General features: G+C 75.1%; 18 protein-coding genes. 13 read left to right on the top strand and 5 right to left on the bottom strand.

What is annotated here, in order from left to right; translation table 11 throughout:
• Positions 1–6 precede the first annotated feature (6 nt).
• The 3 genes from ACZ5DC_RS02365 (at position 7) to ACZ5DC_RS02375 (ending at position 3,332) form a co-directional block, all read left to right on the top strand.
• Entirely contained in the window at positions 7–1,278 is a 1,272-nt protein-coding gene (locus ACZ5DC_RS02365) for a sensor histidine kinase (RefSeq protein WP_468648554.1), read from the top strand.
• A gap of 100 nt (positions 1,279–1,378) precedes the next feature.
• Positions 1,379–2,062 (top strand): response regulator, encoded by a 684-nt coding sequence (locus tag ACZ5DC_RS02370; RefSeq protein ID WP_468648556.1) that lies wholly within the window; start codon positions 1,379–1,381, stop codon positions 2,060–2,062.
• 85 nt (positions 2,063–2,147) lie between these two features.
• Positions 2,148–3,332 carry a cytochrome P450 family protein gene (locus ACZ5DC_RS02375; RefSeq protein ID WP_468648558.1) on the top strand — a complete coding sequence of 395 codons (1,185 nt, stop codon included), beginning with the start codon at positions 2,148–2,150 and terminating at the stop codon, positions 3,330–3,332.
• 40 nt (positions 3,333–3,372) lie between these two features.
• Here the strand turns inward: ACZ5DC_RS02375 and ACZ5DC_RS02380 are convergent, their stop codons facing one another.
• Positions 3,373–4,389 carry a Gfo/Idh/MocA family oxidoreductase gene (locus ACZ5DC_RS02380; RefSeq protein ID WP_468648560.1) on the bottom strand — a complete coding sequence of 339 codons (1,017 nt, stop codon included), beginning with the start codon at positions 4,387–4,389 and terminating at the stop codon, positions 3,373–3,375.
• A 130-nt stretch (positions 4,390–4,519) separates the two neighbouring features.
• On the opposite strand from ACZ5DC_RS02380, the gene ACZ5DC_RS02385 reads away from it, so the two are divergent.
• The 7 genes from ACZ5DC_RS02385 (at position 4,520) to ACZ5DC_RS02415 (ending at position 13,033) form a co-directional block, all read left to right on the top strand.
• Positions 4,520–5,257 carry a GntR family transcriptional regulator gene (locus ACZ5DC_RS02385; RefSeq protein WP_103811762.1) on the top strand — a complete coding sequence of 246 codons (738 nt, stop codon included), beginning with the start codon at positions 4,520–4,522 and terminating at the stop codon, positions 5,255–5,257.
• Between the two features lie 163 nt (positions 5,258–5,420).
• Positions 5,421–6,425, top strand: a complete 1,005-nt coding sequence (locus ACZ5DC_RS02390) for a sugar ABC transporter substrate-binding protein (RefSeq protein ID WP_366747996.1) — start codon at positions 5,421–5,423, stop codon at positions 6,423–6,425.
• Positions 6,422–7,465, top strand: coding sequence for an ABC transporter permease (locus tag ACZ5DC_RS02395; protein WP_468648562.1), 1,044 nt, complete (start codon positions 6,422–6,424; stop codon positions 7,463–7,465). Before ACZ5DC_RS02390 ends, ACZ5DC_RS02395 begins: the two co-directional genes overlap by 4 nt.
• Positions 7,462–8,232, top strand: a complete 771-nt coding sequence (locus tag ACZ5DC_RS02400) for an ATP-binding cassette domain-containing protein (RefSeq protein ID WP_468648564.1) — start codon at positions 7,462–7,464, stop codon at positions 8,230–8,232. The genes ACZ5DC_RS02395 and ACZ5DC_RS02400 overlap by 4 nt, the downstream gene beginning before the upstream one ends.
• A gap of 125 nt (positions 8,233–8,357) precedes the next feature.
• Positions 8,358–9,503: an ROK family glucokinase gene (locus ACZ5DC_RS02405; protein ID WP_468648566.1), complete on the top strand. Its 1,146-nt coding sequence runs from the start codon at positions 8,358–8,360 to the stop codon at positions 9,501–9,503.
• Positions 9,500–10,081 carry a sugar kinase gene (locus ACZ5DC_RS02410; RefSeq protein WP_468648568.1) on the top strand — a complete coding sequence of 194 codons (582 nt, stop codon included), beginning with the start codon at positions 9,500–9,502 and terminating at the stop codon, positions 10,079–10,081. Before ACZ5DC_RS02405 ends, ACZ5DC_RS02410 begins: the two co-directional genes overlap by 4 nt.
• A 96-nt stretch (positions 10,082–10,177) precedes the next feature.
• Complete coding sequence (locus tag ACZ5DC_RS02415; protein WP_468648570.1) at positions 10,178–13,033, top strand: DEAD/DEAH box helicase; 2,856 nt, start codon at positions 10,178–10,180, stop codon at positions 13,031–13,033.
• An 865-nt stretch (positions 13,034–13,898) separates the two neighbouring features.
• Here ACZ5DC_RS02415 and ACZ5DC_RS02420 read toward each other — a convergent pair.
• The gene (locus ACZ5DC_RS02420; RefSeq protein ID WP_468648572.1) at positions 13,899–14,150 is read right to left on the bottom strand and encodes a hypothetical protein; all 252 of its coding nucleotides are present in this window, start codon (positions 14,148–14,150) and stop codon (positions 13,899–13,901) included.
• On the opposite strand from ACZ5DC_RS02420, the gene ACZ5DC_RS02425 reads away from it, so the two are divergent.
• Positions 14,068–15,825 carry an SWIM zinc finger family protein gene (locus ACZ5DC_RS02425; protein ID WP_468648574.1) on the top strand — a complete coding sequence of 586 codons (1,758 nt, stop codon included), beginning with the start codon at positions 14,068–14,070 and terminating at the stop codon, positions 15,823–15,825. The genes ACZ5DC_RS02420 and ACZ5DC_RS02425 overlap by 83 nt on opposite strands.
• 454 nt (positions 15,826–16,279) lie before the next feature.
• On the opposite strand, the gene ACZ5DC_RS02430 is transcribed toward ACZ5DC_RS02425, so the two are convergent.
• On the bottom strand, positions 16,280–17,515 hold the full coding sequence (locus ACZ5DC_RS02430; RefSeq protein WP_468648576.1) for an MFS transporter: 1,236 nt from the start codon (positions 17,513–17,515) through the stop codon (positions 16,280–16,282).
• 145 nt (positions 17,516–17,660) lie between these two features.
• On the opposite strand from ACZ5DC_RS02430, the gene ACZ5DC_RS02435 reads away from it, so the two are divergent.
• Complete coding sequence (locus tag ACZ5DC_RS02435; protein WP_468648578.1) at positions 17,661–21,017, top strand: AfsR/SARP family transcriptional regulator; 3,357 nt, start codon at positions 17,661–17,663, stop codon at positions 21,015–21,017.
• A gap of 64 nt (positions 21,018–21,081) precedes the next feature.
• Positions 21,082–22,806: a RecQ family ATP-dependent DNA helicase gene (locus tag ACZ5DC_RS02440; protein WP_468648580.1), complete on the top strand. Its 1,725-nt coding sequence runs from the start codon at positions 21,082–21,084 to the stop codon at positions 22,804–22,806.
• Positions 22,807–22,886: 80 nt separating this feature from the next.
• Here the strand turns inward: ACZ5DC_RS02440 and ACZ5DC_RS02445 are convergent, their stop codons facing one another.
• Together ACZ5DC_RS02445 and ACZ5DC_RS02450 are read right to left on the bottom strand one after the other, a co-directional pair.
• Positions 22,887–23,351 (bottom strand): SPW repeat protein, encoded by a 465-nt coding sequence (locus tag ACZ5DC_RS02445; RefSeq protein ID WP_468649902.1) that lies wholly within the window; start codon positions 23,349–23,351, stop codon positions 22,887–22,889.
• Between the two features lie 254 nt (positions 23,352–23,605).
• Complete coding sequence (locus tag ACZ5DC_RS02450; protein WP_468648582.1) at positions 23,606–25,663, bottom strand: SpoIIE family protein phosphatase; 2,058 nt, start codon at positions 25,661–25,663, stop codon at positions 23,606–23,608.
• Positions 25,664–25,816: the final 153 nt, after the last annotated feature.

Genomic DNA, 25,816 nt, shown 5'->3' on the forward strand with positions numbered 1-25,816 from the left:
GTAGATTTGCGGACCGTGACCGAAGACGAACAGGCGCGGGCGCCGAGGGAGTTCACCGGCCGCCGGTGGCTGTTCCCCTCCGCCCTCGTCCACGAGCTGGACCCGGCCGCCGGGGCCCCCGGCCGGCGGCCGCGGCGCACGGCACGCGACTGGGTCGTCGACTTCTCCTGCTTCCTCCTGGCCGTCCTCCTCGGCCTGGCCGCCGCCCGGGGCCTCGACGAGGAACCCGGCCTGCCGCACTCCCTCGCCGTCCTCGACCAGATGCTGGGCACCCTGTCCTGCGGCGCCGTCTGGCTGCGCCGCCGGTGGCCCGTCGGGCTCGCCGTCGCGATGATCCCGGTCGGCCTGCTGTCCAACAGCTCGGGCGGCGCCGCGATGGTCGCCCTGTTCACGCTCGCCGTCCACCGGCCCTTCCGGTACGTCGCCTGGACCGCCGGCGTCGAACTCGCGCTCGTCCCGCTGTTCTACTGGATGCGGCCCGACCCCGACCTGCCCTACACGGGTGTCGTCGCGATCACCACGCTGCTCACCGTGTCCGTCATCGGCTGGGGCATGTTCGTCCGCTCCAAGCGCATGCTGATGCTGAGCCTCAGGGACCGGGCGCACCGGGCGGAGACCGAGGCCCGGCTCCGCGCCGAGCAGGCGCAGCGGCTGGCCCGCGAGGCCATCGCCCGCGAGATGCACGACGTGCTCGCCCACCGGCTCACCCTGCTCAGCGTGCACGCGGGCGCCCTGGAGTTCCGGCCGGACGCACCCCGCGAGGACATCGCGCGGGCCGCCGGGGTGATCCGGGAGAGCGCCCACGAGGCCCTCCAGGACCTACGGGAGATCATCGGCGTCCTGCGGGCCGGGGAGTCCGACGAGCCGCCCGGCGGGCGTCCCCAGCCGACGCTGGCCGCGCTGGACGCCCTCGTCGCCGAATGCCGCGAGGCCGGCATGCACGTCACCCTCGACCACCGCGTCGCCGACCCGGCCGCCGTCCCCGCCTCCACCGGCCGCACCGCCTACCGCATCGCCCAGGAGGCCCTGACCAACGCCCGCAAGCACGCCCCCGGCACCGAGGTCACGCTCCGCCTCACGGGCACCCCCGGCGACGGCCTGACGATCACGGTCGCCAACCCCGCCCCGCCCGCCGAGGTCCCGGCCGTCCCCGGCTCCGGACAGGGCCTGATCGGCCTGAGGGAACGGGCCACGCTGGCCGGCGGGCGCCTGGAGCACGGCACGCGTCCGGACGGGGGGTTCGCGGTGCGGGGGTGGCTGCCGTGGCCGCGGGGCTGAGGGCCCCGGCGCCCTACACCGGCGTACGCACGCGCACGCGTGCCCCCGGCTCCCGGCCGTTCCCCCCGTCCAGCCCCCGCACCCGTGATTACGTGACCCCATGACTGCGACGCCGATCAGACTCCTCCTCGTGGACGACGACCCCCTCGTACGCGCCGGTCTGGCGCTGATGATCGGCGGGGCCGGGGACATCGAGATCGTCGGCGAGGCGGCCGACGGCGCGGAGGCCGAGGAGGCGGTGGCGCGGGCCCGGCCGGACGTCGTCCTGATGGACCTCCGGATGCCCGCGGTGGACGGGATTACGGCGACACGACGGCTGCGCGCGCGGCCGGACGCGCCGCAGGTCGTCGTGCTCACCACCTTCCACGCCGACGAACAGGTCCTGCACGCCCTGCGCGCCGGGGCCGCCGGTTTCGTGCTGAAGGACACCCCGCCCGCCGAGATCGTCGACGCCGTGCGCCGGGTCGCGGCCGGCGACCCGGTCCTGTCGCCCGCCGTCACCCGGCAGTTGATGCGGCACGCGGCCGGTACCGCCGCCGACGCCCGGCGCAGCCGCGCGCGTGAACGGCTCGCCGTGCTCAACGACCGCGAACGCGAGGTCGCCGTCGCCGTCGGCCGCGGCCTCGCCAACGCCCGGATCGCCGGCGAACTCTTCCTCAGCGTGGCCACCGTCAAGGCCCACGTCTCCCGCGTCCTGACCAAGCTCGGCCTGGACAACCGGGTCCAGATCGCCCTGCTCGCCCATGACGCGGGGCTGCTGGACGACACCGGCGACGGGGCCTGAGCCCCGGGCACGATCCGGGCGCCGCGCGCGTTGTCCCGGGTACCGGCCGCGTTCCGGGACCTCGGGGCAGTCCACAGGGGGAGACATGGAACGAGTGATCGACCTGACGGAGTACGCCGACGCGCTCCGCCGGGACCCGCACCCGGTGTACGCGCGGCTGCGTGAGCGGGGGCCCGTCCACCGGGTCCGGCTCGCCATGCCGGGCGGAGCCTGGGAGACCTGGCTGGTGGTGGGGTACGAGGAGGCGCGGGCCGCCCTCGCCGACCCCCGGCTGGCCAAGGACAGCGCCAAGACGGGCCACGTGCCCCTGGACGAGCAGCTGATCGGCAAGTACCTGCTCGTCGCCGACCCGCCGCAGCACACCCGCCTGCGGGGCCTGGTCGCGCGCGCCTTCACCATGCGCCGGGTCGAGCGGCTGCGCCCGCGGATCCAGCGGATCACCGACGACCTGCTGGACGCCATGCTGCCGCGCGGCCGCGCCGACCTCGTCGACTCCCTCGCCTACCCGCTGCCGATCACCGTCATCTGCGAGCTGCTCGGGGTGCCCGAGACCGACCGCGCGGAGTTCCGCGAGATCTCCACGGAGGTGGTCGCGCCGACCGGCGCGGACTCCGAACACGCGGCGACCGTCCGCTTCGCCGAGTACCTCACCGAGCTGATCGAGGACAAGCGGTGCGCGGGCCCCACGGGCGACCTGCTCGGCGACCTGATCCGCACCACCGCCGAGGACGGCGACCGGCTCTCGATGGACGAGCTGCGGGGCATGGCCTACCTGCTGCTCATCGCCGGTCACGAGACCACGGTCAACCTCATCGGCAACGCCGTCCTCGCCCTGCTCACCCACCCCGCGCAACTGGCGGCCCTGCGCGCCGACCGCACCCTCCTGGAGGGGGCGGTGGAGGAGACGCTGCGCTGGGAAGGGCCGGTGGAGAACGCGACGTACCGGTACGCCGCCGAGCCGCTTCAGATCGCGGGCAGCGGCATCGGGCGGGGCGACGACGTGCTGATCGGCCTCACCGCCGCCCAGCGCGACGGCGGCCGGTTCGCCGACCCCGACCGCTTCGACATCCGCCGCGACACCCGGGGCCACCTCGCCTTCGGCCACGGCATCCACTACTGCCTGGGCGCACCCCTGGCCCGACTGGAGGCAAGCATCGCCCTCGGCACACTCCTGGACCGCGCTCCCGGCCTCGCCCTGGACGGCGAGCCGGGGGAGTGGCTGCCGGGCATGCTCATCCGAGGCGTGCGGAGCCTGCCGGTCCGCTGGTGACGGGACGCCGCCCCCGGACGGCCGGTCACGGACGAGAGTTCTACGGCGCCCCGGTTGCGCCCGGGACCTCGGACAGCGCCACCGGGCGCCGCTCGCGGCGGGAGCGTTCGCAGGCCTCGGCGACGCGCAGGGCCTGAAGCGCCTCCCGGCCGTCGCAGGGGTTGGGCCGTTCGCCGCGGACCACCTCCACGAAGGCGTTCAGTTCGGCCTCGTAGGCGGGGCCGAACCGCTCCAGGAACCCCGTCCACGGCTTGTCCGCGGGCGGGGGACCGGTCGGCTCGGTGGACGCGAGGGGCGTACGGTCGTCCAGGCCCACCACCACGGTGTCGCGCTCCCCGGCCAGCTCCATGCGGACGTCGTAGCCGGCGCCGTTCAGCCGGGTCGCCGTCGCCGTGGCCAGGGTGCCGTCGTCCAGCGTGAGCAGCGCCGCGCCCGTGTCGACGTCCCCGGCCTCCCGGAACATCGCCGGGCCGCGGTCCGAGCCGGCGGCGTACACGTCGGTCACCTCGCGGCCCGTCACCCAGCGCAGCACGTCGAAGTCGTGGATCAGCGTGTCCCGGAACAGCCCGCCGGACAGCGGCAGCCACTCCACCGGTGGCGGGGCCTGGTCGCAGGTCAGGGCCCGTACGGTGTGCAGCCGGCCGAGCCGGCCCGCGCGGACGGCCTCCCGGGCGCCGGCGTAGCCCGCGTCGAACCGCCGCTGGAAGCCCATCTGCAGCACCGTCCCGGCCGTCTCCACCTCGGCGAGCGCGTGCAGCGTGCCCGGCAGGTCCAGCGCGATGGGCTTCTCGCAGAAGACCGGCAGGCCCGAGCGGGCCGCCCGGCCGATCAGCTCGGCGTGGGCCGCCGTCGCCGTGGTGATCACCACCGCGTCCACGCCCCACCGGAAGATCTCGTCGACGCCCGGCGCCGCCGTCTCGCCCAGCCGGTGCGCCAGCGTCTGCGCCCGCGCCGGGTCCGTGTCCGTCAGGATCAGGGACCCGACCTCGCGGTGGCGGCTGAGCGTCCTCGCGTGAAGGGTGCCGATGCGGCCCGTACCGATGACCCCGATGCGCATGGGAACAAAGTGAGGGCCGACCCCGTACCCTGTCAATGCATATGTCCGGACAACCGGACTACACGACTTCCCGTCAACCGGGCACAGGGCTACGCTCGGGCCCGTGCCGAAACCAGATGTGGACCCGACCGTGTCGCTCGACCTCCGCGTGGACCGTAGCTCCCCGGTGCCGCTGTACTTCCAGCTCTCCCAGCAGCTGGAGGCCGCCATCGAGCACGGCAGCCTCACCCCGGGCAGCCTGCTGGGCAACGAGATCGAGCTGGCCGCGCGGCTCGGGCTGTCCCGGCCGACCGTCCGCCAGGCCATCCAGTCCCTCGTCGACAAGGGCCTCCTCGTGCGGCGCCGGGGCGTGGGCACCCAGGTCGTGCACAGCCAGGTCAAGCGCCCGCTGGAACTGAGCAGCCTGTACGACGACCTGGAGGCGGCCGGTCAGCGCCCCGCGACGAAGGTCCTGGTCAACACGGTCGTCCCCGCCTCCGCCGCGGTCGCCGCGGCGCTCGGTGTCGCGGAGGGCGGTGACGTGCACCGCATCGAGCGGCTGCGCCTCGCGCACGGCGAGCCGATGGCGTACCTGATCAACCACCTGCCGCCCGGCCTGCTCGACCTGGACACGGACCAGCTGGAGGCCACCGGTCTGTACCGGCTGATGCGCGCCGCCGGGATCACCCTGCACAGCGCCCGCCAGTCCATCGGGGCCCGGGGCGCGACGGCCACCGAGGCCGAGCGGCTCGGCGAGGCCGAGGGGGCCCCGCTGCTCACCATGCAGCGCACCACCTTCGACGACACCGGCCGCGCGGTGGAGTTCGGCGACCACACCTACCGCCCCAGCCGCTACTCCTTCGAGTTCCAGCTCCTCGTACGCCCCTGAACGACCGGTCGCCTTCGTCGCAATGTCCGGACAATGCGACCCGTGGAGGCTCCCCGGTCATGTCACGGGTGTTCCCCGTGTTCGATACTGGAGTGTTTGGGGCCGCTGACGCGATCGACGGCCCCTTGCGTCTGTACGAACACGGCAAGAAGGGCACGGCCTCGTGGCACGGTTTCGGACCTGGGTAGGCATAGCGCTGGCGGGGGCACTCTCCGTGTCCCTGGCGGCATGCAGCAGCACCGGCGGCAAACGGGCGGAGGACGCCCGCAAGGCCGCCGCCGCCCAGGGCAGGGCAGCGGTGGACACCCCGCGCTGGACCTTCGCGATGATCACCCACTCGGGTGATGGCGACACCTTCTGGGACATCGTGCAGAGCGGCGCCAAGCAGGCCGCCGTCAAGGACAACATCAACTTCCTGTACTCGCACGACGACGAGGCCCAGCAGCAGGCCCAGCTGGTGGACGCGGCCGTCGACAAGAAGGTCGACGGCATCATCGTCACCCTCGCCAAGCCGGACGCCATGAAGGCGGCCGTGGCCCGTGCCGAGAAGGCCGGCATCCCGGTGATCACCGTGAACTCCGGTTCCCAGGAGTCCAAGGCCTTCGGCGCCCTCACCCACATCGGGCAGGACGAGACCGTCGCCGGTGAGGCCGTCGGCGAGGAGCTGAACAAGCGCGGGAAGAAGAAGGCCCTGTGCGTGCTGCACGAACAGGGCAACGTCGGCCACGAGCAGCGCTGCGACGGCGTCGCCAAGACCTTCCGCGGCACGCTGCGCAAGCTGTACGTCAACGGCACCAACATGCCCGACGTGCAGTCCGCCGTCGAGGCCAAGCTCCAGGCCGACAAGTCCATCGACGCCGTCGTCACCCTCGGCGCGCCCTACGCCGACACCGCCGTGAAGGCGCGCACCGACGCGGGCAGCAAGGCCGAGATCGACACCTTCGACCTCAACGCCAAGGTGGCGGCCTCGCTGAAGGACGGCACCCTCGGCTTCGCCGTGGACCAGCAGCCGTACCTCCAGGGCTACCAGGCCGTCGACCTGCTGTGGCTGTACAAGTACAACGGCGACGTCCTCGGCGGCGGCCGGCCGGTGCTGACCGGCCCCCAGATCATCACCAAGGACCAGGCGTCCGCCCTCGCGGAGTACACCGAGCGGGGCACCCGATGAGCGCGGTCACGGACGAGAAGCCGCTCGACGGCGGACTCCTCGGCAGCTCCCCGCTGCGGACGCTGCTGACCCGCCCGGAGCTGGGCTCGGTCGTCGGCGCCCTCGCCGTCTTCGTCTTCTTCGCGTTCGCCGCCGACGGCTTCCTGCGCGCCACCAGCCTCAGCACGGTCCTGTACGCCTCCTCGACCATCGGGATCATGGCCGTACCCGTGGCCCTGCTGATGATCGGCGGCGAGTTCGACCTCTCGGCGGGCGTCCTGGTGACGTCGTCGGCGCTGGTCTCCTCGATGTTCAGCTACCAGATGACGGCGAACACCTGGGTCGGCGTGGGCGTGTCCCTGCTGGTCACGCTGGCCATCGGTGCCTTCAACGGCTTCATGCTCACCCGCACCAGGCTGCCCAGTTTCATCATCACGCTGGGCACCTTCCTGATGCTGACCGGCATGAACCTCGGCTTCACCAAGCTGATCGACGGCACGGTCTCCACCAAGACCATCGCCGACATGGAGGGCTTCTCCAGCGCCCACGCCGTCTTCGCCTCGACCATCGGCATCGGCGGGGTCGACATCAAGGTCACCATCCTGTGGTGGCTCGGGCTGGTCGCCCTCGCCTCCTGGATCCTGCTGCGCACCCGCACCGGCAACTGGATCTTCGCCGTCGGCGGCAACGAGGACGCGGCCCGCGCGGTCGGCGTCCCGGTCGCCCGGACCAAGATCGGCCTCTACATGGGCGTCGCCTTCGGCGCCTGGATCTCCGGCCAGCACCTGCTCTTCTCCTTCGACGCCGTCCAGTCCGGCGAAGGCGTCGGCAACGAGCTGATCTACATCATCGCCGCCGTCATCGGCGGCTGCCTGATCACCGGCGGCCACGGCAGCGCGGTCGGCTCGGCCGTCGGCGCGCTGTTGTTCGGCATGACCAGCAAGGGCATCGTCTTCGCCGAGTGGAACCCCGACTGGTTCAAGTTCTTCCTCGGAGCGATGCTGCTCCTCGCGACCCTGCTCAACGCCTGGGTCCGCAAACGCGCGGAGGCCACCAAGTGACACTCGTCGAGCTGACCGGCGTCAGCAAGCACTACGGCACCGTGCGCGCCCTGGAAGGGGTCTCGCTGGAGGTCCACGCGGGGGAGATCACCTGCGTCCTCGGCGACAACGGCGCCGGCAAGTCCACCCTGATCAAGATCGTCGCGGGCCTGCACCGGCACGACGGCGGCACCCTGCGCGTCGAGGGCGAGGAGACCACCCTCTCCTCCCCGCGCGAGGCCCTGGACCGGGGCATCGCCACGGTCTACCAGGACCTGGCCGTCGTCCCCCTCATGCCGGTCTGGCGCAACTTCTTCCTCGGCTCCGAGCCCCGCAAGGGCACCGGCCCCTTCAAGCGCCTGGACACCGACTTCATGCGCCGCACCACCCGCGAGGCGCTGCTCCGCATGGGCATCGACCTCCGGGACGTCGACCAGCCCATCGGCACGCTGTCGGGCGGCGAGCGCCAATGCGTCGCCATCGCCAGGGCGGTCCACTTCGGCGCCAAGGTCCTGGTGCTGGACGAGCCGACGGCGGCACTGGGAGTCAAGCAGTCCGGTGTGGTCCTCAAATATGTGGCGGCGGCACGGGACGAGGGCCTGGGCGTTGTCTTGATCACCCACAACCCGCACCACGCCTACCTGGTGGGGGACAGGTTCGTGCTGCTGCGGAGGGGCACGATGGTGGGCCATTACACACGGGACGACATCACGCTGGACGAGCTGACCCAGCAGATGGCGGGGGGGTCCGACCTGGACGCTCTGCGCCACGAACTGCGGCGGGGGTGAGGGAGGCGGGGCCGTGCCGCGGTGCGGCCCCGCGCGTCGGCGCTCCGGACCGTGACGCTCGGCACGCGCTCCCGCCCCCCGCCCCGCGCAGCACTCGGCGTGAGCGTGCGGCACAATCGAGCCCGATGAGCACCTACCGCGACCTCACCGCCCCCATCGGTTCCCGCCGAGCCCCGGTCCTGCGCACCGTGGGCACACGAGAGCGCCGGTCACATCTGACCGCACCCCGTGTCCCCACCGTCGGCATCGACATCGGCGGCACCAAGGTCATGGCGGGCGTCGTGGACGCCGACGGCAACATCCTGGAGAAGCTCCGCACGGAGACCCCGGACAAGTCCAAGAGCCCCAAGGTCGTCGAGGACACCATCGTCGAACTGGTGCTGGACCTGTCCGACCGGCACGACGTGCACGCGGTCGGCATCGGCGCCGCCGGCTGGGTCGACGCCGACCGCAACCGCGTCCTGTTCGCCCCCCACCTGTCCTGGCGCAACGAACCGCTGCGCGACCGCCTCGCCAGCCGCCTGTCCGTCCCGGTCCTCGTGGACAACGACGCCAACACCGCGGCCTGGGCGGAGTGGCGCTTCGGCGCCGGCCGCGGCGAGGACCACCTGGTGATGATCACGCTCGGCACCGGCATCGGCGGCGCCATCCTGGAGGACGGCCAGGTCAAGCGCGGCAAGTTCGGGGTCGCCGGCGAGTTCGGCCACATGCAGGTCGTTCCCGGCGGACACCGCTGCCCGTGCGGCAACCGCGGCTGCTGGGAGCAGTACAGCTCCGGCAACGCGCTCGTCCGGGAGGCGCGCGAGCTGGCCGCCGCCGACTCACCGGTCGCCTACGGCATCATCGAGCACGTCAAGGGCAACATCGGCGACATCACCGGCCCGATGATCACCGAGCTGGCCCGCGAGGGCGACGCGATGTGCGTGGAACTGCTCCAGGACATCGGCCAGTGGCTCGGCGTGGGCATCGCCAACCTCGCCGCCGCCCTCGACCCCTCCTGCTTCGTGATCGGCGGTGGCGTCTCGGCCGCCGACGACCTGCTCATCGGCCCGGCCCGGGACGCCTTCAAGCGGCACCTCACCGGGCGCGGCTACCGCCCCGAGGCCCGCATCACCCGCGCACAGCTCGGCCCCGAGGCGGGCATGGTGGGCGCCGCCGACCTGGCCCGGCTGGTCGCCCGCCGGTTCCGCAGGGCCAAGCGGCGCCGGGTGGAGCGGTACGAGCGCTACGAGCGGTACGCCCAGTCCCGCCGCGACCAGGACACCGCATGACGCCGTCGCTTCCCCACCAGGGCGGCCCGCCGGACGAGCCGCAGCCGCCCGCCGAGGACCCGCGCCACAAGGCCAGACGGCGGGCGCTCACCCTGCTGATCATCGTGCTGCTGATCGGCGTCCCGGCCGGCTACCTGGTGATCTCCGCGAACCAGAGCCGCGACAGCGGCAAGGACAAGGAGGCGAAGTACTCGGCGACCGGGCTCACCCCGGGCTGGCCGTCGAAGGTGCAGCGCCGGCTCTACCAGGTGAGCGTCCCGCACCCCGCCGACGACATCGCCTACTACGAGACCAACAACTGGAAGACCAGCCGCCTGTACGTGCAGTTCCGCACCAACCCCGCCGGTCTGGACAGCTTCCTCCAGGCCATGGGCGTGCGCCGGGACCAGCTCCAGAAGGGCGACATCGCCGTCGGCGCGCGCGACCGGAAGGTCAGCGGCTGGACCTTCGGCGGCACCGGCCCCTGGTGGGGCCTGACCCACGCGCAGAAGAACCCGGCGCCGACCCAGGACGTGGTCGTCAACCTGTCCGACCCGCAGTATCCGATGGTGTTCGTGGTCTCCCGCACGGTCCCGTGACGACGGCCGGCACCCGCCTGCGGAGCCGATTGTCAGACCCCGCCCGTAGAGTCGGAGACGTCTGATCCGACACGCGGGCGGGAGGTGGCAGGACGTATGACGGGCACGGCTGCGGTGGCCGAGCGCACGGCAGGTCCCCGGGAGACGGGGACCGGGCACCCGGTCCCGGTGCGCCTCGCGTCCGTCTACCTGCCCGCGCCCCTGCCGCGCCAGGGCCGCCTGGCCTTCTGGGACCCCGCCGGCGATCCGCTGCCCACCGCGAGCGGCGGCGGCCTGGAGGAGCTGACGGTCGTACGGCGGCACGGCGCCGGTGTGCGCCGCCGGCAGGTGCCCGCGCTGGTCCTGCCCCTCGCCGAGGCCCTGCCGCTGCTGGCCGGCGCCCGGCGCGACCCGGCCGCCCACCCGGCCACCGCCTGCTGGAGCGCCGCCGCCCTGCACGCGCTGCGGCTCGTCGCCCGCGGCCGGCTGCTGCCGGGCCTGACCCCGGCCGGCCACGACGCCTGGCGGGCGGGACCGCTGGAACCCGGCGACATCGCCCACCTGCGCGCCATCGCCGCGGCCCTGCCCCCCGAGGGCCACGCCGTCCCCCTCCCCGGCCCGGGCGCCATCCGGCTGCCCGAACCCGAGGCCCTGATCCGCTCCTTCCTGGACGCGGTCGCCGACACCCTGCCGCGCACGCCGGCGGCGCCGTACACCGCCGGCCGGCCCTTCGCCGCCCGCGAGCCCCAGGCCCTGCCCGGGGCCCACGAGTGGGCCGCCGAGGTCGCGGCCGGGATGGACGCGGGCGTCCGGATCTCGCTCCGCCTCGACCTGTCCGCGTACGACGTCTTCGACGCCGCCGCCGACGCGGGCACCCGCGCCGCCGGAGCGGCTGTCGTCCAGGTGCACAGCCTCGCCGACCCCACCCTGGTGGCCGACGCCGCGGCCCTGTGGGCGGGCGAGGCCGGCGAGGCGTTCGGGCCCCGCGCGCGCGTCGACGCGGCCCTCGCCGTGCGGCGCGCCGCACGCGTGTGGCCGCCCCTGGACCGCCTCGCCGAGCAGGACGTCCCCGACGTGCTCGCGCTGTCCGAGGAGGAGCTGGGCGAACTGCTCGGGGTGGCCGCCTCCCGCCTGGCCGCCGCCGGGGTCGCCGTGCACTGGCCCCGGGACCTGGCCCGCGACCTGACCGCCACCGCCGTCGTCCGCCCGGCGCCCGGCTCGGCCACCGACGGCACCGGCTTCTTCGAGAGCGAGGATCTGCTCCGGTTCCGCTGGCAGCTGGCCCTCGGCGGCGACCCGCTCGACGAGGCCGAGATGGACGCCCTGGCCGAGGCCCACCGCCCGGTCGTACGGCTCCGGGACCGCTGGGTGCTGGTCGACCCCGCGCTGGTCCGCAAGGCCCGCACACGCGAACTGGGCCTGCTGGACCCGGTCGACGCGCTCGCCGTCGCCCTCACCGGCACCGCCGAGGTCGACGGCGAGACCGTCGAGGCCGTCCCCGCCGGCGCGCTGGCCACCCTCCGCGACCGCCTCACCGCCGGCCTGCGGCCCGCCGACCCGCCCCCCGGCCTGCGCGCCACCCTCCGCGACTACCAGCTGCGCGGTCTCGCCTGGCTCGACCTGATGACCTCCCTCGGCCTCGGCGGCTGCCTCGCCGACGACATGGGCCTCGGCAAGACCGTCACCCTCATCGCCCTGCACCTGAAGCGGGCCCGCACCGAGCCGACCCTGGTCGTCTGCCCGGCCAGCCTCCTCGGCAACTGGCAGCGGGAGATCACCCGCTTCGCGCCCGGCGTCCCGGTCCGCCGCTTCCACGGCCCCGAACGCACCCTGGACGGCGTGGACGGCGGCTTCGTCCTCACCACCTACGGCACCATGCGGTCCACCGCGGCCCGCCTCGCCGAACAGCCCTGGGGCATGGTCGTCGCCGACGAGGCCCAGCACGTGAAGAACCCGTACTCGGCCACCGCCAAGGCGCTGCGCACGATCCCGTCCCCCGCGCGCGTGGCGCTGACCGGCACCCCCGTGGAGAACAACCTCTCCGAACTGTGGGCCCTGCTCGACTGGACCACCCCCGGGCTCCTCGGCCCGCTGAAGTCCTTCCGCGCCCGGCACGCGCGGGCGGTGGAGAACGGCGAGGACGAGGAAGCGGTGCGGCGCCTGGCCCGGCTGGTCCGCCCCTTCCTGCTGCGCCGCAAGAAGTCCGACCCCGGCATCGTGCCCGAGCTGCCGCCGAAGACGGAGACGGACCACCCGGTGCCGCTCACCCGGGAGCAGGCCGCGCTGTACGAGGCGGTGGTGCGCGAGTCGATGCTGGCCATCGAGACGGCGCAGGGCATGGCCCGCCGGGGCCTGGTGCTGAAGCTCCTCGGCGCCCTGAAGCAGATCTGCGACCACCCGGCGCTCTACCTGAAGGAGGACCCGCGCCCGGACCGCCTGGCCGCCCGCTCCGGCAAACTGGCCCTCCTGGACGAACTGCTGGACACCCTGCTCGCCGAGGACGGCTCGGCGCTCGTCTTCACCCAGTACGTCGGCATGGCCCGCCTCCTCACCGCCCACCTGTCCGCCCGCGCGATCCCCGTCGACCTGCTGCACGGCGGCACTCCCGTGCCGGAACGCGAACGCATGGTCGACCGCTTCCAGGACGGCGGCACGCCGGTGCTGGTGCTGTCCCTGAAGGCGGCCGGCACCGGCCTGAACCTCACCCGCGCGGGCCATGTCGTCCACTTCGACCGCTGGTGGAACCCGGCCGTGGAGGAACAGGCCACCGACCGCGCGTACCGCATCGGCCAGACCCAGCCGGTGCAGGTCCACCGCCTGGTCACCGAGGGGACGGTGGAGGACCGCATCGCCGAGATGCTCGCGTCCAAGCGCGCCCTGGCCGACGCGATCCTGGGCTCCGGCGAGGCGGCCCTCACGGAGCTGACGGACCGCGAGCTGTCCGACCTCGTCTCCCTGCGGAGGACCTCATGACGCCCCCGCCCCGCCCCGGCGACGCCGCCCGCCGGGCCCTCCGCGCGGCCCGCGAACGCGCGGAGACCGAGCCGGAGCGGACGGCGGGACCGACGCGGGACGCCCCGGAGGAAACGGCCGCCGAACCGGCCGAGGCGCCACGGGCCCGCGCCGAGGAGACGACGACTCCCGCGGAGAGCGGGGACGGAACCGGGCACGGGCCGGTGGACGAGGGGCGAGCGGCGCTCTCCGGGGGTGGCGCGAGGCCCGGCGGCGGCCTGCCGGCCGACGGCGACGGCGAGCCGGGGGACGTCCCACACGCGTCGCGCGGCGCAGACGGCGAGGCCGGGCAGGGCACGGGTGAGGCGGTGCCGTCCGGCGGCGAGGGCGAACCGGGCGACGACGGGCCGGCCGGGCCTGCCGGCACCCCAGGGGCCAGGCCCGGCGATGCGGCACGCGCGGCTCTGCGGGCCGCCGTTGCCACGCGGCGGGGCCTGGGCGCACCGCGAACGGCCGCCGGTCCGGTGGCGGAGGGTGAGGAGGAGGCCGCGAAGCCCGGAGTGGAGGACGGGCGGGGGACGGATGCGGCTGGTGCGGGCTCCGTTGCCGCCGGTGCTGACTCCGGTGCCTTGGGTGCGAGTGGTGTTGCCGGTGAGCGGGGCGGCGATGACGCGGGGTCGGCCGGTGCCACGGGCGGGCGTCCCGGCGATGTCGCCCGGGAGGCGCTGCGGGCGGCCCGGCGGGAGGCGTCGCGGGCGCGGGCGACGGAGTCCCGGAGCGAGCGGCGGACACCGGCGCGTTCCGCTGCCGCGCCGCCGCGCACCTCGCCCGCACCGGGGCAGCGGCCCTCGGCCGCCAGGGCCAAGGCCGCCCAGGACATGCGGGACTACCTGGCGACCGCCTTCCGCATGCCGACGTGGTCGGACACCCCCGAGGGGGCTGAGGGGCACTCCCCGGAGGAGCACGCCTCGCCCACGCCGTCCGGACCGACCCCGTCGGCCTCGGCGTCAGCACCGCGGCCCCCGGCGTCCGACCCGTCCGACCCGGCCCCCGCCGTGCGGACCCCCGCCCTCCCGACGGAGCCCTCGGCCTCCGTCCCGTCCGCGCCCGTCCCTTCCGCGGAGGTGCCCCGGACCACCCCCTCGACCCGGCCGGCGCCGACGCCCGCGCCCTCGCCTTCGGAGAACACGCCCGCACCTTCGGCGCCGGCGCCCGCGTCTTTGGAGCACACGCACTCGCCGTCGGGGCACACGCCCGGACCTTGGGTGTCCTCGCCTCCGCCTCCGGCGTCCGCGCCCGCGTCTTCGGAGCGGACGGCTTCGCTGTCGGGGTACACGCCCGGACCCCCGGCGTCCACCCCCGGACCCTCGGTGCACGCGGCCGCCCGCTCCGGCCCGGCCGGGCCGTTCGCCCGTTGGACGCCGGCCGCTCGGGTCACCCCGGCCGGGGGTGCCCCGGCGCCGGCCGGACCGTCCGACGCTTCCGCGCACCCCGGCGCCGGCACCCCGCCCAGCCCGGCCGCCCCGCAGTTGCCGACGACCATGGCGGCTCCCCACCGTGACACCGAACTCCGCCGTACCTTCCCGGCCTTCGCCCCGCGTGGAACCGCCGGTGGCGACGGGCCCTTCGCCGGGACCTGGTGGGGCAACGCCTGGGTCGGGGCGCTGGAGCGGGGCGCGCTGGACGCGAAGCGGCTGGCGCGCGGGCGGGGCTACGCGGACCAGGGGCATGTGGACGCGATCACCGTCACCCCGGGACTCGTGCTGGCGTACGTGCGCGGAAGCCGGCCCCGGCCGTACCGCGTGCAGGTGCGGGTGCGGACACTGGAGGACGAGGACTGGGAGACGTTCCTGGACGCCGCGGCCGACCGGCCGGGGCACATCGCGGCGCTGCTCGACAAGGAGTTGCCCCAGTCGCTCGCCGACTGCGGGGTGCCCCTGCTGCCCGGCCCCGGTGACCTCGCCCCCCGGTGCAGTTGCCCCGACTCCGGTCACCCCTGCAAGCACGCCGCCGCACTCTGCTACCAGACGGCCCGTCTGCTCGACGCCGATCCGTTCGTGCTGCTCCTGCTGCGCGGCCGGGGGGAGAGGGAACTGCTCGACGCGCTGTCCCGGCGCAGCGCCGCCCGGGCCGCCCGCGCCGCCCGGGAACGGCAGCCGCGGACGCTGCCGGGCGTCCGTGCCGCCGACGCCCTCGCTCCGCGCGAACTGCCGCCGCCGCCCCCGCCGTTGCCGGTGCCCCCGCACCCGGAGCAGCCCCCGGTGTACCCGTCGGCGCCCGGCGGCCCCGACCCCTTCGCGCTGGACCAGCTGGCGACGGACGCAGCCGCCCGCGCGCACGCCCTGCTCGCCACCGGACGCGACCCGGTCGGGGAGCTGACCCTGTGGCAGGACGCGGTACGGCTCGCCGCGGCCCGCCCCGGCTCCGGGCTGACCGCGGCCACCCGCACGCTGTACGCCACGCTCGCCGACGCCGCCCGCCGCACCCCGGCCGATCTCGCGCGTGCCGTCGCGGCCTGGCGGCAGGGCGGCGCGGCGGGGCTGGCCGCGCTGGAGGAGCCGTGGGACCCGCCGGCCGGACGCTTCGACCGGGCCCGCCCGCTGCTGCTCGCCGCCGACCTGCCGGCGTTCCGGCCGTGGCGCAACCGGCTCACCCACCCACGCGGCCACGTCCAGCTGCGCCTCGGGCGTGACGGCCTCTGGTACGCCTACGAGTCGGACCCCGGCCAGGACGACTGGTGGCCCCGCGGCACCCCGGACCTCGACCCGGTCGGCGCCCTGACCGGCCTGGGCATACCCGACGACGCGACCTGAGCGACCGCCGCGCGTCCCAAGCGCGTTGCACGCGCCGTTCAGGATCGCGTCCGGCAGGCCGGGGTAGCGCAGGTCGAGGCCCGCGCGGCACAGCGACAGGGGGACCCCCCGGCCCGAAGGGCACTGCCGGATGACGCCGGCGTCGCGCGGCACGCGCCAGTGGTGCGTCATCGACGACCGCGAGACCCCGTCCAGGACGCTGCCGCAGGCGTGGTGTGCTCGCCGCCGTCGCCGAGAACGCGGACAACGGTCAGCCGCATGGGGTTGCCGAGGACGCCGCGCGACCGGCCGCCTGGTGTCCGGCCGTCCCTCGCGGACGCGCACGGCGGCCGACGCGCTCGGTGCGCCGGCGGCCACGGCCACCGGGGCGCTCTCCCGCTCCGCGACGACGGCATCGGCGAGCGGCCGGGAACCCCCGCGCGTCAGGCCGCGGACCGTCACCGGCGTACGCGTGTCACGCGGCGCGCCGCCGGGAGGGGAAGCCGTGGGCGCGCGCGGCGAGGACCACGGCGAGCACGGGCAGCAGGAGCACCAGCACGGTCCAGGGGAAGGCGCCGCTGCCGGCCGCGTCCAGCAGGACGCCGCCCAGCACGCCGCCGCCGGCCATGGCCACGTTCCACAGCGTGACCAGCATCGCCTGCGCCGCGTCGGCGCGGTCGCCGCCCGCGTCCCCGACGGCGGTCTGCAACAGGGTGGGCATCCCGCCCCAGCCCAGCCCCCACAGCGCGGCGGCGACGTACACCGGCGCGCCGCCGTCGCCCAGCACCCCGAGCCAGGCCGCGGCCACCGCCACTAGCACGGTGCCCGCGATGGTCAACGAGCGCAGCCGGTACTGGATCCGGGCCCCCACGACCCAGACGCCCAGCAGCGAGGCGACGCCGAACGCGAGCAGTACCAGGTCGGTGTCGTCGCCCATCCCGAGACCGTCCAGGAACGTGGCGATGTAGGCGTACAGCACGGTGTGGGCCAGCACGAAGACGAGCGTGACGAAGAGCACCGGGCGCACGCCCGGGACCCCCAGCGCCCGCAGCATCCGCGGGCGTTCGCCGCGCGGCAGGCCCGGATGGTCGGGCACCACGGCGGTGATCCACAGCAGCAGCACCACCGTGAGCGCCGACATCGCCAGGAACGCCACGCGCCAGCCGAGGGCCTGGCCGAGGAAGGTCCCGGCGGGCACACCGAGGGAGAGCGCCAGCGGAATCCCCGTCATGGCCACGGCGATCGCCCGGCCCTGGAGGGGGACGTCCACCATGCGCCGCGCGTAGCCCGCGAGCAGGGACCACGCCAGGCCCGCGGCGACCCCGGCGAGGAAGCGGGCCGCCATCGTCAGGCCGTAGACGGACGACAGCGCCGTGACCGTGTTGGCCACGGCGAAGCCCGCCACGGCGGTGAGCAGCAGGCGCTTGCGCCGCCAGGCGGCGGTGGCCGCCGTCAGCGGGAGCGCGGTGAGCGCCGTGCCGAGCGCGTAGACCGTGACCGTCTGCCCGGTCGCGGACTCGCTCACCCCCAGGTCGTGACTCATCCCGGGGAGCAGGCCCGCCGGGAGCGTCTCGGTGAGGCTGGTGAGGAACACAGCGGTGGCGAGGGCGAGCAGCGCCGGCAGCGGCAGTCGCCCGCCACCGCGCCGCACGGGCGGTGCGGCACCAGAATCACTGCCGGACGGGGCGGCCGTGTCGGGGGAGGCGGTCATGGTGGGGCACTCCGTATCTCGTGGATCCGTGTCTCGGGGAACTGTGCGGGCGGGCCCTTCGGGAGTGCTTCGGAAATCCTTCGGGACCGTCGCGGAACCGGACGGGACAGCCGGGCCGCGCACTTGGGCGGGTACGGTGGTGCGCATGCGGTTTGGGGTGCTCGGACCACTCGCGGTGTGGGACGACGAGGGGGAACCGCTCCAGGTCCCCGAGACCAAGGTGCGGGCGCTGCTGGCGGACCTGCTCGCGCACGACGGCGGACCCGTCTCCACCGACCGGCTCGTCCACGACCTGTGGGGCGGCCACCCTCCCGGCAATCCGGCGGGCGCGCTCCAGGCGAAGGTCTCCCAGCTGCGCCGGGTGGTGGGCCGCGAGCGGCTGGTACGGCAGCCGCCCGGCTACCGGCTGATCCTCGGCCCGGCCGACGACGTGGACACCGAGCGGTTCGGCCGGCTCGTCACCGAGGCGCGCCGCGCCGTGGACCCGCGGGCGCGGGCGGCGCTGCTCACCGAGGCCGTGGAGCTGTGGCGGGGGCCGGCGTACGCCGACTTCGCCGACGAGGAGTTCGCCCGCGCGGCCCGGGAGTGCCTGGCGGAGCAGCGGCTGGCCGTGCTGGAGGAGCGGGCCGAGGCCCGGCTGGCGGCGGGGGACCACCTGCTCCTCGCCGGTGAACTGGCCGCGCTCGTGGCCGGGCATCCGCTGCGGGAGCGCCTGCGCGCGGTGCAGATGCGGGCGCTGTACCGCGCGGGTCACCAGGGCGAGGCGCTCGCGTCGTACGAGGATCTCCGCACCCGCCTCGCCGACGAACTGGGCGCCTGCCCCGGCCCGGCCCTGAGCGCCCTGCACCGGGCGATGCTCCGTCAGGACCCGTCGCTGACCGCCGACTCCGCGGCGCCGGCCGGGGACGCCGTGCCGGGTTCCCCGGTCACCGTGCCGGGTCCCCAGGGCTCCATCACCCCTGCCATCACCCCTGTCTCCCCCACCACCCCGGTCACTCCCACCAACCTCCTCCACCCCCTCACCCCCCTCGTGGGCCGCGACCGAGCACTGGCCGACCTCGTCCCCCTCCTCGCGCGGCAGCGGCTGGTCACCCTCACCGGGCCCGGCGGCGTCGGGAAGACGCGTCTCGCGGTGGCCGTCGCGCAGGACTTCGCGTCCGCAGACGTACCCGGCGGAGTCTGGTTCGTGGAGTTCGCCGGTGTCCGCGACGCCACCCCCGACGACCTCGCCGGGATCGTCGCCGCGACCCTCGGCATCCGCGACGGCGCCCCCTCCGCGCCGCCCGCCACCGGCACCGCGACCGCGTCCCCCGTGCACCGGCTGGCCGCCGCCCTGCGTGACCGCCGTACCCTGCTCGTGCTGGACAACTGCGAGCACGTCGTCGCCTCCGCCGCCGAACTGGTCGCGCCGCTGCTGCACCGCGCCCCCGGGCTGCGCGTCCTCACCACCAGCCAGGAACCGCTCGCCCTGGCCGGTGAGACGGTGTTCCTGGTCGAGCCGCTGCCCACCCCGGACGCCGTACGCCTGTTCACCGAGCGGGCCGCCGCCTGCGCGCCCGGGTTCCGGCTCGGCACCGGCGAGGACGACGGCACCGGCGGGGACCAGGGAGCCGACCCCGCCGTCGTGGCCGAGATCTGCCGGCGGCTGGACGGCATCCCGCTCGCCCTGGAACTCGCCGCGTCCCGCGTACGCGCGCTCGGCGTACGGGAGCTGGCCGCGCGCCTCGACGACCGGTTCCGGGTGCTGACCTCCGGGCAGCGGGGCGCGCCCGCCCGGCAGCAGACCCTGCGCGCGATGATCGACTGGAGCTGGGAACTGCTCAGCGTGCCGGAACGCCTCGTGCTGAGCCGGCTCGCCGTGCACGGCGACGGCTGCGCCCTCGACGCCGCCGAGGCGGTGTGCGCGGGGGAGTGCGTACCCGGCGGCGCGGTGCTCGACCTCGTCACCCGGCTCGTGGAGAAGTCCCTCGTCGTCGTCACGGCCGGCCCGGCCGGCCCCCGCTACCGCCTGCGGGAGTCGGTCGCCGCCTACGCCCTCGACCGGCTGCGCGAGACGGGCGACGAGAGCGCCGTACGCGAGCGGCACCTGCGCCACTACCTCACGCTCGCCGAACGCGCGGAACGGCGGCTTCGCGGACCACGGCAACGGGACCGGCTCGCCCGCCTGGACGCCGAGGCGGGCAATCTGCGCGCCGCCCTGGACGAGGCGGTGCGCCGGGCCGCCGCCGGACGGGGTGCGGAGGCCGTACGGCTGGGCACCTCCCTGGCCTGGTGGTGGCTGCTGCGCGGCCGGCTCACCGAGGCCCGCCGGGGCCTGGCCGCCGTCCTCGCCGCCACCGCCGGTGATCCCGATCCCGAACTCGCCCTGCTGCACAGCGCGTTCGTGCTGCTCACCGGGGAGCGCACGGCGACCCCCGCCGCCGACGCCGTACCCGACCCCGCGCGCCGCGCCAGGGCGCTGTGGCTGAACGCCTACGGCAGGTTCAGCGTGGGCGACCTGGACGGCAGCCGTGCCCTGAACACCCGTGCCCTGGCCGGTTTCGAGGCGGCCGACGAGCAGTGGGGCGTCGCCGCCGCGCTCGGCCTGCGGGCGGCGCTGGCCCTGGTCCGCGGTGATCTGGACGCGGTCGCCCGTGACGGACGCCGCAGCCGTGCTCTCTTCCGCGAACTGGGCGACCGCTGGGGGGAGTTGCAGACCGTCTCGCCGCTCGCCGTGCTCGCCGAGATCAAGGGGGAGTACGCGCGGGCGGCCCACCTCCAGCACGAAGGGCTCCAGATCGCGGAGGAGTTGCGTCTGGAGGCCGAGGTGTCGGCGCGGCTGTCCGGGCTCGGCCGCCTGGCGCTGCTCGCCCACGACGTCGACCGCGCCCGCCGACTGCACGAGCGGGCCCGCCGGATCGCCGTCGAACAGGGCTACAAGTACGGTGAGATCCACGCCGACATGGGCCTGGCCCTCGGCGCGCGGCGCTCCGGCGACCTGGACGCGGCCGAGGCGCACCTGCTGCGCATCCGCGCCGCCCACGCCGACGTCTCCTCCCCGGCCGGTGACCACCTCCTGCACGCCGAACTCGGCTTCCTCGCCGAACTCCGCGGCGACGCCGCCCGCTCCGCCGCGCACCACCTGCGCGGCCTGCGTATCGCCCGCTCGCTGGACGAGCCCCGCGCCCTCGCCCTCTCCCTGGAAGGGCTCGCCGGGACGGCCGCCCGGTGCGGACACCGGTCCGGCGCCACCTGCGCGGCCCTGCTCCTCGGCGCCGCCGACGCCGCGCGCCGCGGCGTGGGCGCACCCCTGCCGCCCGCCGAGCGCGGCGACGTCGACCGCGTCACCGCCGCGGCACGGGCGGTCCTCGGCCCGCGTGCCTTCGCCGAGGCGTTCGCGCGCGGTGAGCGGCTGACCCCCGCCGAGGCGGTGCGGCACGCACGCGCCACCCTGGCCCGGCCGGCGGACCCGGCCGCGTGCGCCGTCACCGTCCCCCGCGCGCACGGCCCCGCTCACCCCTGACGAGGTGGTGCACCCAGGTCCGCCGGGTACCCGGTGGGCCGAGGGAGTCCAGGGAGCGATGCGCATGGCCGGGAACGCGGGGCCGGAAACCGAAGGCGTGGTCCGGGCCGAGCGTCTGCGCCGTACGGCGGCGGACGTCTTCGGCTGGGAGCACCTCCTGCCGGAGCAGCTCACGGCCATGGAGTGGGTCCTTCAGGGCCACGACAGCCTGGTCGTGATGCCGACGGGCTCCGGCAAGTCGGCCGTCTACCAGGTGCCGGCGCTGCTGCTGCCCGGCCCGGTCGTCGTGGTGTCACCGCTGCTCGCGCTCCAGCGGGACCAGATCGCGGGTCTTCCCGAGGGCGACGACGCCCCCGGCGCCGTCGCGGTCAACTCGGACCTGGGCGCGGCGGAGACCGAGGCGGCCTGGGAGGACGTACGGTCCGGCCGGGCCCGGCTCGTCTACCTGGCCCCGGAACAGCTCGCCCGGGACGACGTCGTGGACACGCTGGCCGGGGTGGGCCCGGCCCTGTTCGTGGTGGACGAGGCCCAGTGCGTCTCCTCGTGGGGCCACGACTTCCGCCCCGACTACCTGCGCCTGGAACAGGCCGCGCACCGCGTGGGCCGACCGCCCGTGCTGGCGCTGACCGCGACCGCCGCCCCGCCCGTGCGCCGGGAGATCACCGAGCGCCTGGGCATGCGCGAGCCCCGGCTGATGGTCACCGGATTCGACCGGCCGAACATCCGGCTGGAGGTCCGCCGCTTCCTCGACGGGGACGAGCGCCGGCAGGCCGTGGTCGAGCGGGCCGCCGCCGAGCCCAAGCCCGGCATCGTCTACGCGGCGACCAGGAAGGACACCGAGCGCTACGCGGCCGAACTCGCCGCACTCGGACTGTCCGCCGAGGCTTACCACGCCGGGCTGCGCGCCGCCGAACGCGCCCGCGTCCACCGGGCCTTCCTGGCCGGTGAGACCGACGTCGTCGTGGCGACCTCGGCGTTCGGCATGGGGATCGACAAGGAGGACGTGCGGTTCGTCCTGCACGCCTCGCTGCCCGGCTCCCTGGACGCCTATTACCAGGAGATCGGGCGCTGCGGCCGGGACGGGGACCCGGCGCTCGCGGTGCTGCACTACCGGGCGCGGGACACCGGGATGCAGTCGTACTTCGCGGGCCGGGCTCCGGGCCGCACGACCCTGTCCCGGGTGGCCGAAGCCGTGCACCGGCGCGGCGGGAACCCCTTCGGCCTGGAGGAACTGCGCAAGGAGACGGGACTGTCCCGCAACCGGGTCACCGCGGCGGTCAACCTCCTTCAGGAGGCCGGAGCCGTCGCCACCGCGGAAGGGGGCGCGGTGCGCCCGGCCGAGGGCGTGTCACCGGTCCGGGCGGTGGAGCGAGCGGAACGGGCGGCCGAGGCCCACCGCCGTACCGACCGGTCGCGGGTGGACATGGCCCGGTCCTTCGCCGAGACGACCGGCTGCCGGCGGCACTTCCTCCTGGGCTACTTCGGCGAGGCGTACGAGGCCCCGTGCGGGAACTGCGACATCTGCGAGGAAGAGGCCGCCGCCCGCACCGACCACGGCGCGGGCGGCGACCAGCGGCCCGCGCACCCCGCCGCCGCGTCCTTCCCGACCGGGACCGAGGTGCGGCACGACAAGTGGGGCGAGGGCACGGTGCTCGGCGAGGAGGGGGACCGCATCACCGTGCTGTTCGACCGGGCCGGCTACCACACGCTCTCCCTGGAGGCCGTGGCGGACCACGACGGCCTGCTCACGGTCCTGCGCCGCCCCGGCGAGGAACAGCGGGACACCTGAGAAACCCCCGGCACGGGCTCGCGGGGCCACCGGGTCCTGCCCGGTGGCCCCGCGAGCCGTACGTCCACGCGGAAGCGGGCTCAGCCGCGACCGGGCGCGTACGACGTCGGCATGCCGCGCCGCGCCTCGGACGACTCCGCCGCGCGGGCGGCCGCGCTGGCGGCCAGGGCCAGCAGCAGCGCCAGCGCGCCGACGATGACGTTGTTCACGATCGTCTTCGTCGTGCTGACGTTGCCGGCCACCACCCACGGCGCGATGATCGCCCACACGCCGAGGGCACAGGATGCCCACGCCATGCTGTGGGTCCGTTCGAAGGCCCGGCCGAATCCGCCGCTCATCAGGACCGCGTAGGCGATACCGGTGAGCAGGTTCGTCACCGCCAGGGTGGACAGGCCGTTGAAGCCCGTGATCCAGGGTGACGCCGCGAGGTACAGACCGGTGAGCAGCGCCATGGTCTCGATGGCCTGGCCTTGGGGCGTGCTCGTGGCGCGCTCGGCCATCTCGTGCCGAAGGCGCATGTCGACGATGTCGGGGTGCGTCTCCATGGACGGCCTGGGGGAAGTGGTCATGGTCTCCACCTTCGGAGGGTGTAGTACGTCCGGACGTCCCGCGAGTACCCCGATCAGATCACGCAATCTATGACGAAAGGGACGATATGTCCCCCGGGAGGCCGCTCCGGTCAGGGCGGGGAACTCTCCGCGGGAACGGGCGTCGGAACGCAGCACGCCGAGGGGGCGACCCCGGCCACCAGGGCGAGACGGCACAGGACCCCTGAGGGGTCGCGGGCCGGCGGTGTTCCTCAGGCTCCCGCCGGCCCCCGCCGGCCGGCGGCGGGATGAGTGCGGGCCAGCAGGAGGGTGATGTCGTCGTCCACCGGACCCTCGGGGACCAAGGTGTCGATGACCGAGGCGCACAGTTCGTCAAGACTGGAAACGGGCCCGGCGAGAGCGGTGCGCAGCCGCTCCAGTCCGCGGTCGACGTCGCGGTCCGTCTCGATCAGGCCGTCGCTGTACAGCCCGACCACGCTCCGCTCCGGCAGCTCCACCTCGACCGCCTCGTAGGAACCGAGCCCCACCCCGATGGGCGCGCCCGGGGGTACCTCGGCGAAGTCGACCGATCCGTCGGGGGAGATGATCGCGGGCGGGGGGTGGCCGGCACTGGACATGGTGCACCGCCGGGTCGCCGGGTCGTACACACCGTAGAAGCAGGTGGCTCCGAAAGCCGACGGCAGCGAGGTGCCGTCGTCGCAGTGGTCCCGGGCGGCGTCGAGGGCGAGTTCGTCCATGAGCCGGAGCAACTCCTGCGGCGGCAGGGCCAGCTTGCTCAGCGCACGGGTCGTGGCGCGCAGGCGTCCCATGGTCACGGCCGCGTGGATGCCGTGGCCGACGACGTCCCCCACGACCAGGGCCACGCGGGCGTCGGACAGCCGTATGACGTCGAACCAGTCGCCGCCGACACCGCCGTGGGTGTCCGCGGGCAGGTAGCGGGTGGCCACCTCGACCGTGCTGCCCCCCGACAAGTGGTGCGGCATCAGGTCGCGTTGTATGGCGAGCGCCGCCGTTCGCCCCCGCGTGAAGCGCAGGGCGTTGTCGATGACCAGTGCGGCGCGGGCCGCGAGTTCCTCCGCGAGGGCGAGGTCCGCCGCGCTGAACGGGACCGGGTTCTCGCTGCGCACGAAGACGGCGATGCCGAGCACCGCGCCGCGGGCCTGCAAGGGGACGATCATGAGGGAGTGCATCCCGGTCCGGCGGATGACCCGGGCGCGGTCCGGGTCGTCGTCGAGCCATGTGCCGGGGGAGGTGTCGAGGACGGGCTCGAAGTAGGACCTGCGACGGTCGAGCACGGTGGTGAACGGGGACGCCGGCGGGACGTAGACCGGTGTTCCGCGTGCCCAGAGGGACTCGCGGAGATCGTCGTGGATGGAAGCGGCGGCCGCGCGGTAGAAACCGGGGATGCCCGACCCGGTGGGCTTGAGGCGCCTCAGGGGCTCCTTGTCCAGCGGCACGGGCTGGACGAGGTCGATGGTGACGTAGTCGGCGAGGTCGGGCACCGCCGTCTCCGCCAGGCTCTGACTGGTGACCAGCGGGTCAAGGTCGGTGCCGATGCGGCTCTTCGCGGCATTGAGCAGACACAGCGGCCCGCTCTCCTGCCCGGGGCCGGCCCGGACCGCCACGGAACAGACGCCCAGCGGCCGTCCGTCGGACCCGTCGAGACGCACCAGGTCGACACGGTAGCGACGGACGGGCGACCGGGGCCCGGCCGCCCACAGTTCGTGCCCGAGCAGCGGTTCGCCGGTCCGCAGGACGCGCGCCATGGCCCGTTCCAGGAACTCCGGGTGACGGGCGCGGACCACCTCCGTCACGTGACCGCCCAGCTCCGGTCCGGAGCCGTACAGATCCCGGTGGTGCACGCTGTCGTTGAACCACACGCAGCGCGCATCCCGGTCCCAGAGGGCCAGACTGACCGGCGAGTGGTGGACGAGCGCGTCCAGCGCGGCCGGCTCCAGCCCCGGCCGGTCGTACGCGCTCGGCCCCCACACGAGCCGGCCCGCACGGCCGTCGGCGTCGAGAGGAGTGATCCGCAGGTACGCGGTCGCCTCCCGGCCGTCGCGGCGGCGGATGCGCACCGGCCCCGACCAGGGGCCGCCGGCGAGGACACGGGCACTTCCCGGGTCGCTCGGCACCAGCAGCCTCTCGGCGGGGCCGTGCAGCACCTGGCCGGCCGCATAGCCCCAGAGGCGTTCGGCGGCCCCGGTCCACACGGACACCGTCATGCCGGAACCGAGCACTGCCAGGACGTCACCCGGTTCCCCGGCCCGCTCCCCGGCCGGGGAACTCGCGGCCCTATCCGAGGACATACTGCAACTATGCCGCGCCCGCGCCGCTTCCTGCCACGGCAGCGGGGAGCGGCGGCGTCCCGCGCACCGGGCCGTCGCGGACCGTCCGGCGCGCTGAAGCGGGGGCTCCCGAGTAGCGTGGGAGCCACGACGTGCTCATCGGCCGCCTTCTGC

The organism is Streptomyces sp. NPDC031445, from assembly GCF_055581365.1.